Annotated in this window: 8 protein-coding genes; 3 read left to right on the top strand and 5 right to left on the bottom strand. The window is 69.1% G+C overall.

The genetic code is table 11. The annotated features are described in order from the left end of the window. Positions 1–5: 5 nt before the first annotated feature. Entirely contained in the window at positions 6–1202 is a 1197-nt protein-coding gene (locus tag QFZ26_RS05610) for a serine hydrolase domain-containing protein (RefSeq protein ID WP_307040047.1), read from the bottom strand. 148 nt (positions 1203–1350) lie between these two features. On the opposite strand from QFZ26_RS05610, the gene QFZ26_RS05605 reads away from it, so the two are divergent. Further along, positions 1351–1926 (top strand): alpha-ketoglutarate-dependent dioxygenase AlkB, encoded by a 576-nt coding sequence (locus tag QFZ26_RS05605; protein ID WP_307040045.1) that lies wholly within the window; start codon positions 1351–1353, stop codon positions 1924–1926. Between the two features lie 39 nt (positions 1927–1965). Here QFZ26_RS05605 and QFZ26_RS05600 read toward each other — a convergent pair whose 3' ends face one another. The 3 genes from QFZ26_RS05600 to QFZ26_RS05590 all read right to left on the bottom strand — a co-directional run bounded on the left by QFZ26_RS05600 (position 1966) and on the right by QFZ26_RS05590 (position 4736). Then, on the bottom strand, positions 1966–3219 hold the full coding sequence (locus tag QFZ26_RS05600; protein WP_307040043.1) for a hypothetical protein: 1254 nt from the start codon (positions 3217–3219) through the stop codon (positions 1966–1968). Next, positions 3209–3769, bottom strand: a complete 561-nt coding sequence (locus QFZ26_RS05595; RefSeq protein ID WP_307040039.1) for an RNA polymerase sigma factor — start codon at positions 3767–3769, stop codon at positions 3209–3211. Before QFZ26_RS05595 ends, QFZ26_RS05600 begins: the two co-directional genes overlap by 11 nt. 256 nt (positions 3770–4025) lie before the next feature. Beyond that, on the bottom strand, positions 4026–4736 hold the full coding sequence (locus QFZ26_RS05590; RefSeq protein ID WP_307040037.1) for an alpha/beta fold hydrolase: 711 nt from the start codon (positions 4734–4736) through the stop codon (positions 4026–4028). 163 nt (positions 4737–4899) lie between these two features. On the opposite strand from QFZ26_RS05590, the gene QFZ26_RS05585 reads away from it, so the two are divergent. Continuing rightward, positions 4900–5643, top strand: coding sequence for a class I SAM-dependent DNA methyltransferase (locus QFZ26_RS05585; RefSeq protein WP_307040035.1), 744 nt, complete (start codon positions 4900–4902; stop codon positions 5641–5643). A gap of 206 nt (positions 5644–5849) precedes the next feature. Here the strand turns inward: QFZ26_RS05585 and QFZ26_RS05580 are convergent, their stop codons facing one another. After that, entirely contained in the window at positions 5850–8435 is a 2586-nt protein-coding gene (locus tag QFZ26_RS05580) for a LuxR C-terminal-related transcriptional regulator (RefSeq protein WP_373460684.1), read from the bottom strand. Positions 8436–8702: 267 nt separating this feature from the next. Here QFZ26_RS05580 and QFZ26_RS05575 point away from each other — a divergent pair, with 267 nt between their 5' ends. Next, entirely contained in the window at positions 8703–14555 is a 5853-nt protein-coding gene (locus tag QFZ26_RS05575) for a beta strand repeat-containing protein (RefSeq protein WP_307040031.1), read from the top strand. Positions 14556–14905: the final 350 nt, after the last annotated feature.

Genomic DNA, 14905 nt, shown 5'->3' with positions numbered 1-14905 from the left:
CACCTTCACTGGGGCGGCAGCGCCTCCGAGATCGCGTTCGAGATCGTCGACGCCGGCGGGCGGACTTCGGGCGACAGTGCCAGGTTCGTGAGCACGATGATGGCGGTGCCGTCGGATTGCCGCACGCCCGCCTGCGACTGGAAGCCCGGGGTCGCACCGTTGTGCCCGATGACGCCGCTCAGGTCGGCGATGCCGAGCCCGTACTCGAGCGATGGGTGGCCGGTCGACACCCACTCCAGCCGGTCGGCCTGCATGGCCGCTTCGAGCAGTTCGCCCGAGAACAGCGCGTGCGCCCAGATGAGCATGTCGGGAGCGGTGCAGATCGCCTCGCCGGCGCCGAAGCCCCACGACACGTTCCAGTCGGTGACGTCCACGATCGGCGGTGCCGCGCCCTCGCCGTTCCAGAACGCGCCCCATTGGTAGCCGTGCGACCGCGGGTCGGGCATCGTGGTGTCCTGCGCGGGGGCCGAGCATCCTGACATCCCGAGCGGCGTGAAGATGCGCTCGTCGATGAGCTCGCCCAGTGGCGCGCCGCCGGCCCGCTCGGCGATCAGGCCGAGCATCGTGTAGTTCGTGTTCGAGTACTCCCACCCTTCGCCGGGGGCGAACGTCGCCGGCCGGCCGGCGACGATCGCGAGCACCTCCTCCGGGGTCCAGACGCGGTGCGGATCGGCCGCCTGCCCCTCCATGAACACATCGTCGGTGTAGGTGGGAATCCCGCTGGTCATGTTCAGGGCCTGCCTGATGGTCGCACCGTTCGTATCGAGGTCTGGAAAGTGCAGCGACAGCTGGTCGTCGAGGCCCAGCTTTCCCTCTTCCGCGAGCTGCAGGATGACCGTGGCCGTCATGGTCTTCATGATGCTCCCGACGCGGAGGTGGTCGGTGACCTCCATCGGCTCCCCGGTCTCCACGTCGGCGACGCCGAGCGCCACCTCGTACCTTTCGCCGCCGGGCGCCTCCACGATCGCGACCAGGCCCGGAACCTGCAGCTCCTCCATCTGCTCGGTGAGCACCGGCAGCACGATCGATTCGAGGGATGTGCCGGCCGTCGGCGCCGCGATGGGCGCGGCGGTCGGCGCGTCGGTGGCGGTGTCGGCGCAGCCAGCCACGAGCGCGACGACGACGGCGACGACGGATGCCCCTGCGCCGATGCGTGTGCGCGTGCGCGCTCGCCGGTCTCGTGTTCCCGGTGCTGCCCCCATGACCTACTCCGGTCTGCCGGCCCCCGCAAGCCGAACTCGACCGATGCTACCTGTGTGCCCGATCGGTGGTCAGTCCCAGTTCGGGGCGGTCGTATGCCCGGTCGTCAACCCGTTCGCACAGCCGCGTGCACGCTCGATACTGGTGCGCATGGCGATGCGCGGAGTCGTGGAGCAGCCAGCGGGCCTCTCCTATCGTGACGACCTCATCTCGGCCGGCGAGGAGGCGGCGCTGCTCGAGCGGTTCGCGCGGCTCGAGGTGACCCCGCTGGTCATGCATGGTGTGCCGTCGCGCCGGCTCACTCGTCACTTCGGGGTCGGCTACGACTTCGACACGCGCGGCACCGCTGAGGCGGAGCCGCTGCCCGAATACCTCCTCGATCTCCGCGCGCGGGCGGCCGAGTTCAGCGGTGTCGCCCCCGAGAGCTTCGTCGAGGCGCTGGTCTCGTGCTATCCGCCCGGTGCCACGATCGGCTGGCACAAGGACGTGCTCGCGTTCGGCGGCGTCGTGGTCGGAGTGTCACTCGGCTCCGCCTGTGTCATCCGCTTCCAGCGAACGGCCGCCGGGGGCGAGCGCCGCGTCTTCGAGCAGCCGCTCGCGCCCCGGTCGGCCTACGTGCTCAGCGGCGCGGCACGCTGGACCTGGCAGCACTCGATCCCGCCGGTCGCCGAAGAGCGCTGGTCGGTCACGTTCCGCCAGCTCGCGGAGCGGAAAGGGGCCCGCTGACCGGCGAGCCCCTTTCGAATCGCGGCTGAACGTGATCGACTACCGGCCGAGCTGCGCGAGCGCCGCTTCAGCGAGCGCGATCGCCGTGGCCTCGTCGTTCGCGGCGATGTTGAACCAGTCTTGGCCCACCCGGAGATCGACCGCGCAACTTGAATACTCAGCAGCGCATCGAAGCGTCGCCGAGTCGTTCGGACCCAGGCCCGCCAATTCCACTGGAGCTGTTGTACCAGCATGGAGTATCCGTTCGTACGCCCAGGCTCCGTTCTGGATCCCGCTCAGGCTTGCCACCACCGAATCGGATTGCGCCGGTCCCCACATGCATCCGTCGTTCTCGGCGAGAATGCGTGCTTCGGCCCACAGGCTCCAGCCGCCGCCACCGTGCCCCCGCGAATCAGCATCGGGTGTCGCCGTGAGGGACCTCACCGTCTCGAGGGGGATGACGACGTCGCAGTCGAGCGGGAACGGGCTGCTTGCCCGCTCAGGCACGACGAGTTCCGTGGCAGGCCCGCTCGCACTCATCACCCCGATGATCGAGTCGACCAACGGCTGCCAGGAGGCCGCATTCATTGCGTTCGATTCACCACCCAGTGCCTCGACCGTCACCCAAGCGTCGCCCACCGCAGCGCTCGCCGAACAGACCGTGTCGTTGCAGCCGGTGTCGTTGCGCGGTTCGCCGTATGCGGTGGCGCGCTCACTCCAACCCTCCGCGGGTCGCGGCAGGATCGAGACGGTCACTCCGACGTAATCGGGGCTCCACCCGTAGTGGTCGTGGTACGGAGCTCCGTTCGACCATTCGCACACCGTGCCGCCCTCCGACAGGATCGAGGTGTGCCTCGGAATTGTCGTGCCGACGCCCGAGGCGGTGACAAGCGGATCGGTGGGCCCGACTTCGGCGTTGAAGAGATCGAAGACCAGTGACTCATCGACCAGCGTCTCGCACTCCAGCCCGTATCGCGACGGCGGCGGGCCTGACTCCACGACGGTGACCAGCGGAGCCTGCGTGGGCGTCGGGGTGAGCGTCGGTGTCGGCTTAGGCGTCGGGGTCGGCGTCGGGGCGGCAGCGGACGTGGCGGTCGGCGGAGCCGCGAGCGGCGGCACGATGCCGAATGCGAACGCCGCCCCAGCTCCGATTCCGAGGAGGAGCGCCACTCCGAGGGCGATTGCGATGACGCGGTCGGTCAGAGTGGAGCGCTTGGCGGATGTCGCTTCCTGCGCGACCTGCGCGAGCACGTTGCCCTTCATCGTGACGAGGAGGCGGGTCAGTTCGTCTCCGGTCGGTGGTTCAGACCTCATCGAGGGTCACCGCCTTCTTCAATCGGGCCCGGCTTCGGGATACGCGTTGTTTCACGGCGCCGACGCTGATGCCGAGTTGCTGCGCGGCTTCGGCGTAGGCCATGCCCTGCACGAGGCAGAGCTCGCAAACCTGGCGGTCGATCGGATCGAGTCGCTCGATCTCGTCGAGGACCCAGCGCAGTTCCTCATTCGCGGCTTCGGCGGCGTGATGGTCGCGTACGGCGTTCGAGCCGCCCGAGAGGTTCTCGTCAAGGGCGTCTGCTTGATTGCGGGCTGCCTTGCGGACGACGTTCAGCGCGAGGTACCGGCAGGTGACGAGGAGCCAGGGCAGCAGCGAAGCTTCGGCGATCGTGATCTCCGCAGCCTTGCGCCACACGGTGACGAAGGTGTCTTGAACGATCTCTTCGACGTCCATTCGGCTCGCGGCGATCGCCCATGCATACCGTGTCACTGCAGCCGCGTGCCGATCGAACACGATCGACAGTGCTGTCTGGTCGCCGCCCGCCAACCTCCTGAGGAGATCGGCGTCGGTGCCTTCGCTCTCGTCCACGTGCACCTCCTTATCTGAGAAATGTCGCCGCACGCGAAAAGGTCACAGATTGCCCGAGACTCTTCTCCGTGCGTTGCCGATCTGACTGTGCCAGTTCGACGCATGACTCGAAGCATCCGCTTCGTGGGCCGAATCGGATGTCACGGGCGCCGCGCAGTTCCGCCTGTATCGCGGGGCCGCGCCTCAGGTGTGGGTTCTCGACGAGGACGAAAGCTGGGTGCCGGTTTCTCGTCCGCGCCGCAGTGCCAGCCGCGGGTCAGCCCGCTGTCGCCGCCACCGCGTCCCGAATGAGCGACGTCACCTCGTCGGGATGGCTGATCATCGCGACGTGCGAGCTCTCGATCTCGATGGTGGTGGCATTGGCACGCTGCGCCATGACGCGCTCGGCCCCGGGCGGGATGACACGGTCGGATGAGGCGACGAGGTACCAGCTCGGGATGTCGCGCCACGCGGGCGCGCCGGATGGCTCAACGAGCGTGGCGAGCGCCGCGGGACGCTGCGTCGCGCCCATCGCCGCCCCGACCTCCGTCGGAAGATCCTGGCAGAACACCTCGGGGAACACGTCGGGATTCAGGTATGCGTCGCCGTTGCCCTCGCCGGCGCCGGGGAAGGGTCGGATGACGACGACGCTGAGCAGGTCCGGCGGTTCGCCGGCGAGTCTGGTGGCCGCGTCGACGGTCTCGCCTTCGTCGAGGGCGAACCCGGCGATGTAGACGAGCGCCTTCACTTGCTCGAGCCCGGTGGCGGCGTTCGTGATGACAGCCCCGCCGTAGGAGTGGGCGACGAGCACGACCGGTCCTTCGAGGGTCTCGAGGAACGCGCGGACGTACGCGGCATCCGTGCTGAGCCCACGGAGCGGATTGGCGGGGGCGTAGACGGTGTGGCCGTCGCGCTGCAGGTTCGTGACGACGTCCGTCCAGCCGGATGCGTCGGCGAACGCGCCGTGGACGAGGATGATGGTGGCCATGATGGGGTTCCCTTCTGGGCCGGGCTGATCACACGGCTCGTATCGATGTGTGTCACACACCGATGCGGCGGGGCCCGCCCCTCGGCGCGCGCGTCTGCAAGTCTGGCCCGTGGGCGGGACGGCGGCAAGAGTTCAGCCGCGTGCCGATGAGAGAGTGGGAATCATGACGAGCAGCGAACTGTGGACCCGAACGACGGCCGAGCGGTACGACGCCGAAGAGAACGAGATGACGTCGCCGGCCGTGCTCGGGCCGACCGTCGAGTTTCTCGCCGCGCTCGCCGGCGACGGGCGCGCGCTCGAGTTCGCCATCGGCACGGGCCGAGTCGGCGTGCCGCTTCGCGAGCGCGGCGTGGCGGTCGTCGGCATCGAATTGTCGGAACCGATGGTCGACGTGCTGCGCCGCAAGGTCGACGAGGCGACGCTGCCGGTCGCGATCGGCGATATGGCGACCACGCGGGTCGACGGCGAGTTCAGCCTCGTCTACCTCGTCTACAACACGATCTCGAACCTGCTCACCCAAGAGGAGCAGGTCGAGTGCTTCCGCAACGCCGCCCGGCACCTCGCGCCCGGCGGCCGGTTCGTCATCGAGCTCGGCGTGCCGCCGCTGCGGTGGCTCCCGCCCGGCCAGGTCGCCGTGCCGTTCGACGTGTCAGACGACCACCTCGGCTTCGACACCTTCGAGCTCGCCGAGCAGATCCTGACCTCCCACCACTTCACCCGCGATGGCGATTCCTACCGCCCAGGGCGCTCCCGCCACCGCTACGCCTGGCCGGCCGAGCTCGACCTCATGGCCCGCATCGCGGGACTCGAGCTCGAGCAGCGCGTCGCCGATTGGGACGGCAGCCCGTTCACCGACGACTCGACGAAGCACGTCTCGGTGTGGCGGAAGCCGGCGAATTCGGCGTGACCGCATGGCGAGCTACGAGGCGAGCTGCACGAGCACTGCTTCGGCGAGCGCGGTGGCTGTTGCCTCGTCGTTCGCGGCGACGTCCGGCACGAGGAGTTCGCCGGGAGGACCGACTGCGCTCATCGCTTCAACGAAAAGGTCACAGGTCGTCCGAAACATTCCTCGCCGACCTGTCGCTCTGGCGGATGCCTCGACGCGCTGGTCTCTCAGTCCGACGGCTGGTCGCGATCCGCGGTCATGCCGTGGAGTCCCGCCACGCCCAGGGCCTCGTTCCTGGACCGGACACCGAGCTTGCGATAGATCTGCCGAAGGTGGCTCTTGACCGTGTTGGCCGAGACCCCCAGCTGGGCGGCGAGCTCATCGATTCGGCTGGTGCCCTCGAGCATCGCCAGCACCCGCAACTCCGCCGCGGTCAGCGACCAGTCCCGTCTCGAGGGCGGGAAGATATTCGGCACGCCTTCGAGCAGATGCTCGTGCGCGATGCCTGCGGCATCAAGTACCGCGACGAGATCCCGCCGCGGCAGCGTCATCAGGGGTCGGTGCAATGAGAACCTGCCGAGCAGGGCGACCGCGCGCTCGGCGGCATCGCGGGCATCCGCGGTCTGATTCAAGCGGTGGGATGCCGCGGCGACGACCAGCAGCGCCTCGGCCTTCGCCCGGGGGATGTTCTCCTCCGACCAAGCCACCGGCGCCGCGTACCCCAGCGCTGCGCCATCATCACCGAGGACCAGGTGGACCCGCGCACGCATCAGGTCCGCAGTGGGCATTCGCCGAAGAGGGCGCAGCACCTCGGCTGCCCGATGCGCCTGGCCGTCGGCGAGGAGCAACTCTGCTCGAGTAGTTGCCAAGAGCGTCGTCATTGCGCGACTGATGGACGGTCGGTCGGCGTGAGCCGCGATGTCGGCGGCGAGCGTCTGGAGCCCGAGATAGGGGACACCATCGACGAGCGCGGCCAGGCCGCGCATTCGCGCGATGAGCGGCCACAGCTCGATGGTGGGCTCGTGCGGCGCGAGTTCGTCGAGCTGCTGCCTGGCCGCGCCACCGTCGAAGCGCTCCAGAGCCTCGTACGCCTCCGCCAGGTGGTAGCCCGCCGCCGTGAAGGTTCCCCGCCAACCGGCCGGGCCCCGGCGGTGGCGTGCGGCAGCGAGCCGCGGCTGCAGTGTGGTGAGATCGCCGCGCATGGCGGTGATGAGACCCTGCAGGCTTTCGGTGTGTACGCGAGCCCAAGGTCCGTCGGCGACATCCAGGGCGATCTGCAGACACTCCTCGGCGCGAGCGAGCTGTTCGTCGTAGATGAACGTGGTCGCGAGTTGAGTCCACGCCCAGGGGATCACCCCCCGCAGCTCCTCGCGGTTCCCCTCATCGAGCAGCCCGAGCGCGGAGACCAGTCGCTCGGCCGTCTTGGTGGCTTGTTCGAAGTGGCCACCCATGCGCTGGACCGCGAGGAGGGCCAGGAGCAGGCTGACGCGGTCCGCGGGCTCGCCGCCGCCCAGGCGCGCGTAGAGCGTGGCGGTCGTCAGGCTCACCATCCGCGCCAGTCCCGGCCGTCGGACTCTGGCGTCGGAGTGGGAGGAGACCAACTGGTAGACGAGGAGCTCGGGATGTCGTCGGAGCTCGCTCTCGTCGACTGAATCGAGGATCGCCGAGAAGGCGTCGCGCGCTCGGACCAGCTCCGCGTAGTTCTTGCGCACGAGGCGCACGAGTGCGGCGATGTCGCCGATCGCCACGTATTGGCGCGCGGCCTCCAGGGCGTCACCGCGCTCGGCACGTTCGCGGGCGTATGCGCGGCGCACGTCGGCGACCTGCTCGGGCAGGCGGACCACGAACTTCTGTTCCAGCCGCTCCCGCAGGTAGGGGTGCAGCATGAACTCGCCGCGGCTCGTGCCCTCCGACCAGCTGCCGAGCCCCTCGTGTTCGGCACGGGCGAGATGTGCCTCGGCATCCGGTCCGCCCACCTCGATGGTGAGCTCCCTGCTGAGCCGGCGGGCGACGGAGGTGCGCAGCAGGAAGTTGCCGTACCCCGTGTCGTCGACCAGATCGACGACGAAGCTGCCGCCGACATCACGAACGCGCTCGATCGCCTCTTCCACGGTCGCGGCGGTGCCGTCCCGCAACTGAATGAGTGCGGCGCGGGTCGGCAGCGGCCATCCCGCGAAGGCGCGATGGACCTCCTCCGCGGCTTCCTTGGCCTGGAACAGCTGGGCAGCGGCTGTGACCTCATCGCGACGGAACGCGAGGGCAGAGGGGCGTATGAGTGCGGTATCGACGCGAGCCATCCGATCGGGACGTTCGAGTAGGCTCACCGTGCGCGTCGCGATCACGAACTGCACCGTCACGCCCGACTCGAGCAGCCAGTGGATGTCCTCGTGGACCGACTCGTCGGACACCTCGTGAAAGTCATCGAGCACCACCGTGATGGGCTCGGTCGCCGAGGACAGTCCGCGCCCCAGCAGCGTGCGCAACCGGCCGTCGACCTCCATGGACACCACGAGCTCGTGCAGCACCGAGCTGTCCGGGACGAGCCGAGCGTCCAGAACGCCGTCGACGACCCGTCGCCAGAAGCCGAGTCGGTCGCTCGCCGAGCGATCGAGCCCGATCCACACGCCGCTGCGCGGGTGCCTCTTCGCCCAGCTGGCGAGCAGCGTGGACTTGCCGCCGCCCGCGGCGCCACGAACGATCATCAGGGGATGTCCGGCCGCCCGCTCTACCTGCTGGACGAGTTCATCCCGCTCGATGAGCTCCGCCGGTAGCCGCGGGACGAACGCGATCCCGGAAGGGCCGCCAGCGGGCATCGGACCTCCCCCAGAATCGCGAACCGTACGGTCGATCGTATGCCCGCTCGTCTGCTCCACCGGGCGGGCCCGATCGGCGTGTCCCCTGTATGGGGGGTTCTGATCCCGCGAACATCACCCCGCCCTCATCCCCGGGGCGAACGGCCTCGCGACAGACTGGCCGGGCATCCCGAGCATGCGTGAGGTCGCGCGCGCTCACGGGGAGGTCGTGAACGCGATCCCGCGATCGGATTCGGGTGTGCTGACGCACTACGGGGGAGAATCGTCATGGGACGACGCATCACGAGCGGCACTGGAACGAGCGGCTGGGGCATCAGGGGGCGGCGGTGGCTCGCTCCGGTTGCGACGGTTGCTTTGGTCTTCGGGGTATTGCCGGCGACCCCGGCGTTCGCCGCAGGCCCCGGCGTCGTCTCGATAACCGAGACGTTCGTGAACACCACGACCGGCGTCCCGATCACGACGGTCGACCCGACGGACTCCTCGCTCGGCGGCCGATACCGCATCGACGTGGGCTTCGCCTGCAGCGTGGCCGACTGTTCGAACACGACGGTCACGATCGCGCCCAACGTCAAGGACCCCTACTACAACCAGTTCATTCTGGAGTCGGCCGGCTACACCTTCACGCCGCCGTTCGTGGGAGCGACATCGACCGGGTCGCCGGCTGCCGGCATCACCGTCAATCTCGGCAACCTCACGGCCGGTCAGAACGGTGTGTTCCAGCTGAACTACACCTTCCAGAACCGTCCGGGCCTCCCGGCACCCGGGTCGCCGGGGTCGTTCTTCCCCAACGGCTTCGTCATCCCTTCGCAGGCAACCATCAACTCCGACACGGCCACGGGGCCCGCGACCGCGACCGCGAGCGCGACCTGGGTCTCACGTACCGGCACCCCGACCTTCGCGATGTCGGCACCGACGAGCACGCGCACCGACACACCGATCGTGGTCAACGTTGGGGCGTACGCGGCCTGCAACTACGTGTCGCAGTACAACCTGGGCACCGAGGTCTACCAGTGTGCCAAGTCCTACACGGTGACCACGCAATTGCCTGCCGAGGCGCAGTATGTCGCGGGCAGCGCGAACGGCGCCGGCGTCTACGACCCGGCGACGCACACCATCACCTGGAACGGTGGGGACACCACTTCGGCGACGACCAACGCCCGCGGACCGCTCGGCCGGTCGTTCCAGGTGACCTACCCGAGCGCGGGGATGCCGACCACGGGTGCGGCCTGCGTGGCATCGACGACCTTCACCTCGAACCTCCACCTCGTGCTGCTCGACGGCACCGTGCAGGATCCGGCGGCGAAGACCGCCACCGTCCAGGCGCAGAACTGCGATCCGTTCAGCGGTATGACGGCGCCGGTCAAGACGTCCTCGCTCTCCGCCGGAAACTCCTCCGCACCGATCGTCTACATCCCGGCGGCCGGTCAGCCCGCGTTCGCCCGGAGCTGGATCATCACGGCGGGCAACACCGCGAACGTCGCCGGCGTCGTGACGATCTCGGACTCCGATCTCGATCAGCCGGAGATGCCGGTCTACGGGATCACCAATCCTTCGTCGGTCGCATTCACAGTCGACTACACCCTCAAAGACGCTGCCAACGCCGTGACGACGGGAACGACCACCGTCGCGGCGGGCGGCAGTTTCACGGCGCCGACCGGACGACGCATCGTCGCCGCCACGGCGACCTCCGCGCCGCTCATCGGGCCCAACGTGGTCTCGACCGACAAATCCAAGAACACCCCGGTGACCCTCTGGTTCAACTACGCCGTATCACCTGGGACTACTCCTGGGCCCCGCACCAACACCGCGACCGTCACGATGAGCTACCCCGGCTACGCCTTGGCACCGCTCAGCGCGCAGGCATCGAGAACCGTAACCCTCCAGGCAACGCCTGCCTCGCCCCCCACGCTTCAGGTCACCACCAACGGCCCCTCGGTCGTCGGCGGTGGCAACATCGTCACCGGCAGCTCGGTCGGCTGGGGCGTCTTCGGACAGGTCACGAACGCACCGAACAATGGCTCGATCATCCCGCAGTACGTCTTCACCGCGCCGTTCGGCTGGAACGTCACCGGCACCAGCTGGGCCACGCCACCGCCGGCCGGCACGACCGTCGAACAGCGACAGGTCACCATCGGCGGTCAGCTCATGAGCGTCGTCGTGGCCACCTGGCCCGCGCCGCTCTCGATCAACGCGACGGGCAACTCGGGTGTGCTGCCGCAACTGTACGTTTCGACGACGCCGACCGGCGCGGCGCCCGCGGGCACGAATACCGCCACCTTCCTGATGGGCGATGCCGCTCGCGGCGTGGCCGGCTACTACCCGGCCACCTACACCGAGACGGCCGACCTCGCCGGCGACGGCAACACCGGCGACAAGTACGCCGCGCGCACCGTGAACGTGACAGTCACCGGCACTCCCGCGCTGAGCGTGCTCAAGGAGATCTGCAAGCCGGATGCCCAGAACAACTGCACCTGGATCGCCAACTCCAACGTGATCGTGGGCGTGCCCCCGACCGCGAGCTCGATCAAGTACCGCATCACCATCACGAACTCTGGCAACGCCCAGGCGAACAACATCATCGCCTACGACGTGCTGCCCTACATCGGCGACACCGGGACGAGCGATGCGACCGCGGGTACTCCGCGCGGCAGCACCGTGAAGGAAGCCCTGAGCTCCATGAGCGGCGTGCCGGGAGACGTCACCCTGGCCTACTCGACGTCGACCAGCCCGCCGAGGCCGGGCGTCTTCAGTGGCGCTACCTCCGGTGACTGGACGGCACCGGCATCCGGCGCCAGCGCGATTCGTGCCACGATCGCGTCGCTGGCAGCCGGGGCATCCCGCAGCTTCACCTACGATGCCTCGCTCGTCGGCGGCTCGGCCGACAAGATCGCCTGCAACTCGGTCGCCGGCATCGCCACGTCGCTGACTGCCGTTGAGCCCGCCGCGGTGTGTGCGACGACCCAGGAGGCGGACCTCAGCGTCACCGCCGGCTCGCGTTTCCCGCTGCAGGTCGGTCGCGTCGGCACCGTGCCGTTCGTCGTCAACAACGGCGGCGGATCGCAGCTGGCCACCGGGACCGTGACTCTCGCCGTGCCCGCCGGCCTCACCATCTCGAGCCTCACGATCGCGGGCTGGTTGTGCACGGCGCCCTCGTTGACGGGCCCCGTGACGGTGACCTGCGATCCGGTGGACGCCAACGGACTCACGCGCCAGCTGCAGCTGAACACCCCGGAAACCATTCCGTTGACGGTGACACCGGACGCGAGCGTCTCCGGCGCCCAGGTCTGCATCGACGCCTCGATCGCGGGAATCATGAACGACCCGATTACGAGCAACGACAGTGCGAGCGTGTGCTCCACGGTGTTCGACGCCGCCTCCCTGCTCTCGGTGGTCAAGACCGACGGCGTCACCGTGGCAAGCCCCGGTCAGACCCTGACCTACACCATCACCGCGCGGAACGAGATCGTCGACCAGGCGGTGAGTGGGGTGGTCGTGACCGACCAGCTTCCCGCGAACGTCGAGTGGGTCTCCGGCGGCACCATCTCCGGTCAGGACGCCGACGGGCTGGGCGGCACGGTGACGTTCGCTCCCGTAAACCTCACCGCAGGAGGCACGTCCACGGCCACCGGCGATGACGGCACCTCGAACGCGGGCAACTCCGCCACCTTCACGGTGACCGTGCGCGTGGCGAACAAGGCCACCGGCGACGTGCTCAACAACGTCACGGCGGCCGCCGTCGACCCGGTGACCGCTGCCCCGCTGACCGCGTCGAACAGCGACACCGACCGCCTGCAGCGCCTCAGCGTGAGCAAGGCCAGCAACGCGCCGGCCGCCGGTGTGCGCACCGGTGACACGGTGACCTACACGGTCATCCTCACCAACGACGGCACCAACGACTACACCGCGGGCAACCCGGCGACCGTGCTCGACAACCTCGGCGGCGTGCTCGATGACGCGAGCTACGCGAGTGGCACCGTCGTCGTCGACGGCGGTTCGCCCACCCCGATATCGCCGAACGCCTCGAACCAGCTCGTCTGGTCCGGGCAGCTCGCGGCGGGCGCCACCACGACGATCGTCTACAGCGTCACGATCGGCGCCGGCGCCGACAAGGTCGTGACCAACACCGCGTATGCCTCGGGTGCGGCCGGCACCTCGTGCATCAACGGCGAAGACCAGGACGGCATCTCCTGCGCAAGCGTGCAGTCCATCTTCGCGCCGCTCATCGGTAAGCGAATCCAGTCCTTCACGCAGAACGACGACGGCACCTGGGCGATCCTGTACGCGATCGACGTGACGAATCCGAGCCCCATCGGCACCAGCACGTACAACCTCAGCGACACGCTGCGGTTCGGCGCGGGCATCCAGGTGCTCTCGGCGACGGCGGCCACGCCGGCGGGCGTGACCGCGGCGATTCCGGCGTGGTCGGGCAACGGCGCGGTGGCGACCGGCGTGAGCATCCCGGGCGGAGCGCAGCACACCTACCTGCTGACCGTGCAGGCGAACGCGAACCAGGTGGCCGGCACGTCCGCGGCCGCGTGTGTTGCGGGTGCCGCCGGTGGCTTCGGCAACCAGGCGACGATCAGCCTCACGGGCATCCCGAACGCGACCGCCCAGGCGTGTGCGACGCCGGTCAAGCCGACGATCCAGAAGACGGTCGCCGCGCCCACGCAGCAGCCCGACGGCAGCTGGAACGTCACCTACACGGTGACCGTGCGCAACAGCAACGCGGCGCCGGCGGACCTCGCCTACACGGTGCAGGACGCGATCGACTTCCCGGTCGGCACCGTCGTGAACTCGGTGCAGGTCAGCGGCCCGGGCACGAGCGCCACCTTCGACGGGGCCGGTGATCAGGCGCTGCTGGAGGGCGTCGGCCGCATCCCCGCACCGAGCGGCACACAGACGTCGACCACCCGGGTCTACACCGTCACGGTGAACGCCGACGCCCCCGTCGGTGCCGTGGCACCCGCCGACCTGCTTTGCGGTGCGAGCGGCGGCGGCTACGCGAACACCGCGACCCTGTTCGCCGGCACCGGCGGAACGAGTCTCGCGACGGTCTCCGCGTGTGCGCCGATCACCGTCGCGCCCCTGCCGACCATCACCAAGAGCGTGGTTTCCTCGGCGGTCGACGAGAACGGGGACTGGACCCTCGTCTACCGCATCGACGTGCAGAACCCCGACCCCACCTTCTCTACCTTCTACGACCTGGATGACGAGCTCGGCTTCGCGTCGGGCGTCTCGGTGATCTCGGCATCCATCTCCGACAACCCGCTGACGGTGACGCCGAACGCCGGCTGGAACGGTGCCGGCACGACGCTGCTCGCGCAGGACGTGCCCCTCACCCCGGGCGAGACGCACAGCTACCAGCTGACGGTGGTCGCGGATCCGGGCGCGCTCGATGCCGAGTCTGCGGCGGCTGACTGCCGGATCGACGGCGGCGAGACCGGTACCGGATTCCGAAACACCGCCACCGTCCTGGCCGGTGTGAAGTCTGCGTTCGATGACGCCTGCGAGCCGTTCACCGACCCGAGCGTCGTGAAGACGACGACCGGTGCTCCGGTGCAGGATCCCTCGACCGGGATCTGGACGCTCAGTTACGATGTGACCGTCAGCAATCGGTCCACGTCGACGACGGGCACCATCCCGTACGCCCTCGAGGATGAGCTCGGATTTCCTGCCGACGTGCAGATCGTGGATGTCACGGCGACGGCACCCGAGGGCGGCGCCGTGAACGCCGACTTCGACGGCCAGGCCGACACCGAACTCGGCTCTGGCGCGATCGGCGCCGCAGCCGACGAGTCGACACCGGCCACTCAGGTCTACACGGTGACCGTGCAGTTCACGGTGCCGGCCGGCATCACGGCCGGCGTGCAATGCGACCCGGCCCAAGGACCCGGCCGGCCTGCGCAACGAGGTCGAGGTGGTCGTGGGTGCGCGCACCTCCGGCTCGGTGGGCTGCGCCGACCTGCCACACGTGCCACTGCCCTCGCTGAGCAAGTCGGTGCTCTCCCAGGAGCAGGAGGCCGACGGCACGTGGCGCGTGCTCTACCGGATCACCGTGGCGAACCCCTCCGGCACCTCGGCGAGCGAATACACGCTGGACGACAATTTCGCCCTCGGTGACGGCATTACGCTCGACTCGCCGCCGACGATCGTGGCGCAGCCCGCCGGCGTGTCGGTCGAGCCGAGCTGGGACGGTGACGGCGCGACGACGATCGCGGAGGACATCCTGCTCCCGGCGGCCGGCTCGCACACCTACACGGTGCGCGCGGTGATCGATGCGGGCGCCGTGACCGGGGATGACCCGGCCGGTGACTGCACGCTCGACGACGGCGAGACGGCCACCGGGTTCGGCAACACCGCTACCATCGGTTCGGGCGTCGTCACGGCTGACGCCGAGGCCTGCGCCCGCGCCTGGGACCCGGGCGTGACCAAGGAGCTCGCCGGTCAGCCGGCGCAGCAGGCCGACGGCT

It is taken from the genome of Agromyces ramosus, from assembly GCF_030817175.1.
Lineage (GTDB): Bacteria > Actinomycetota > Actinomycetes > Actinomycetales > Microbacteriaceae > Agromyces > Agromyces ramosus_A.
This window is presented reverse-complemented; position numbering and strand designations above follow the sequence as displayed.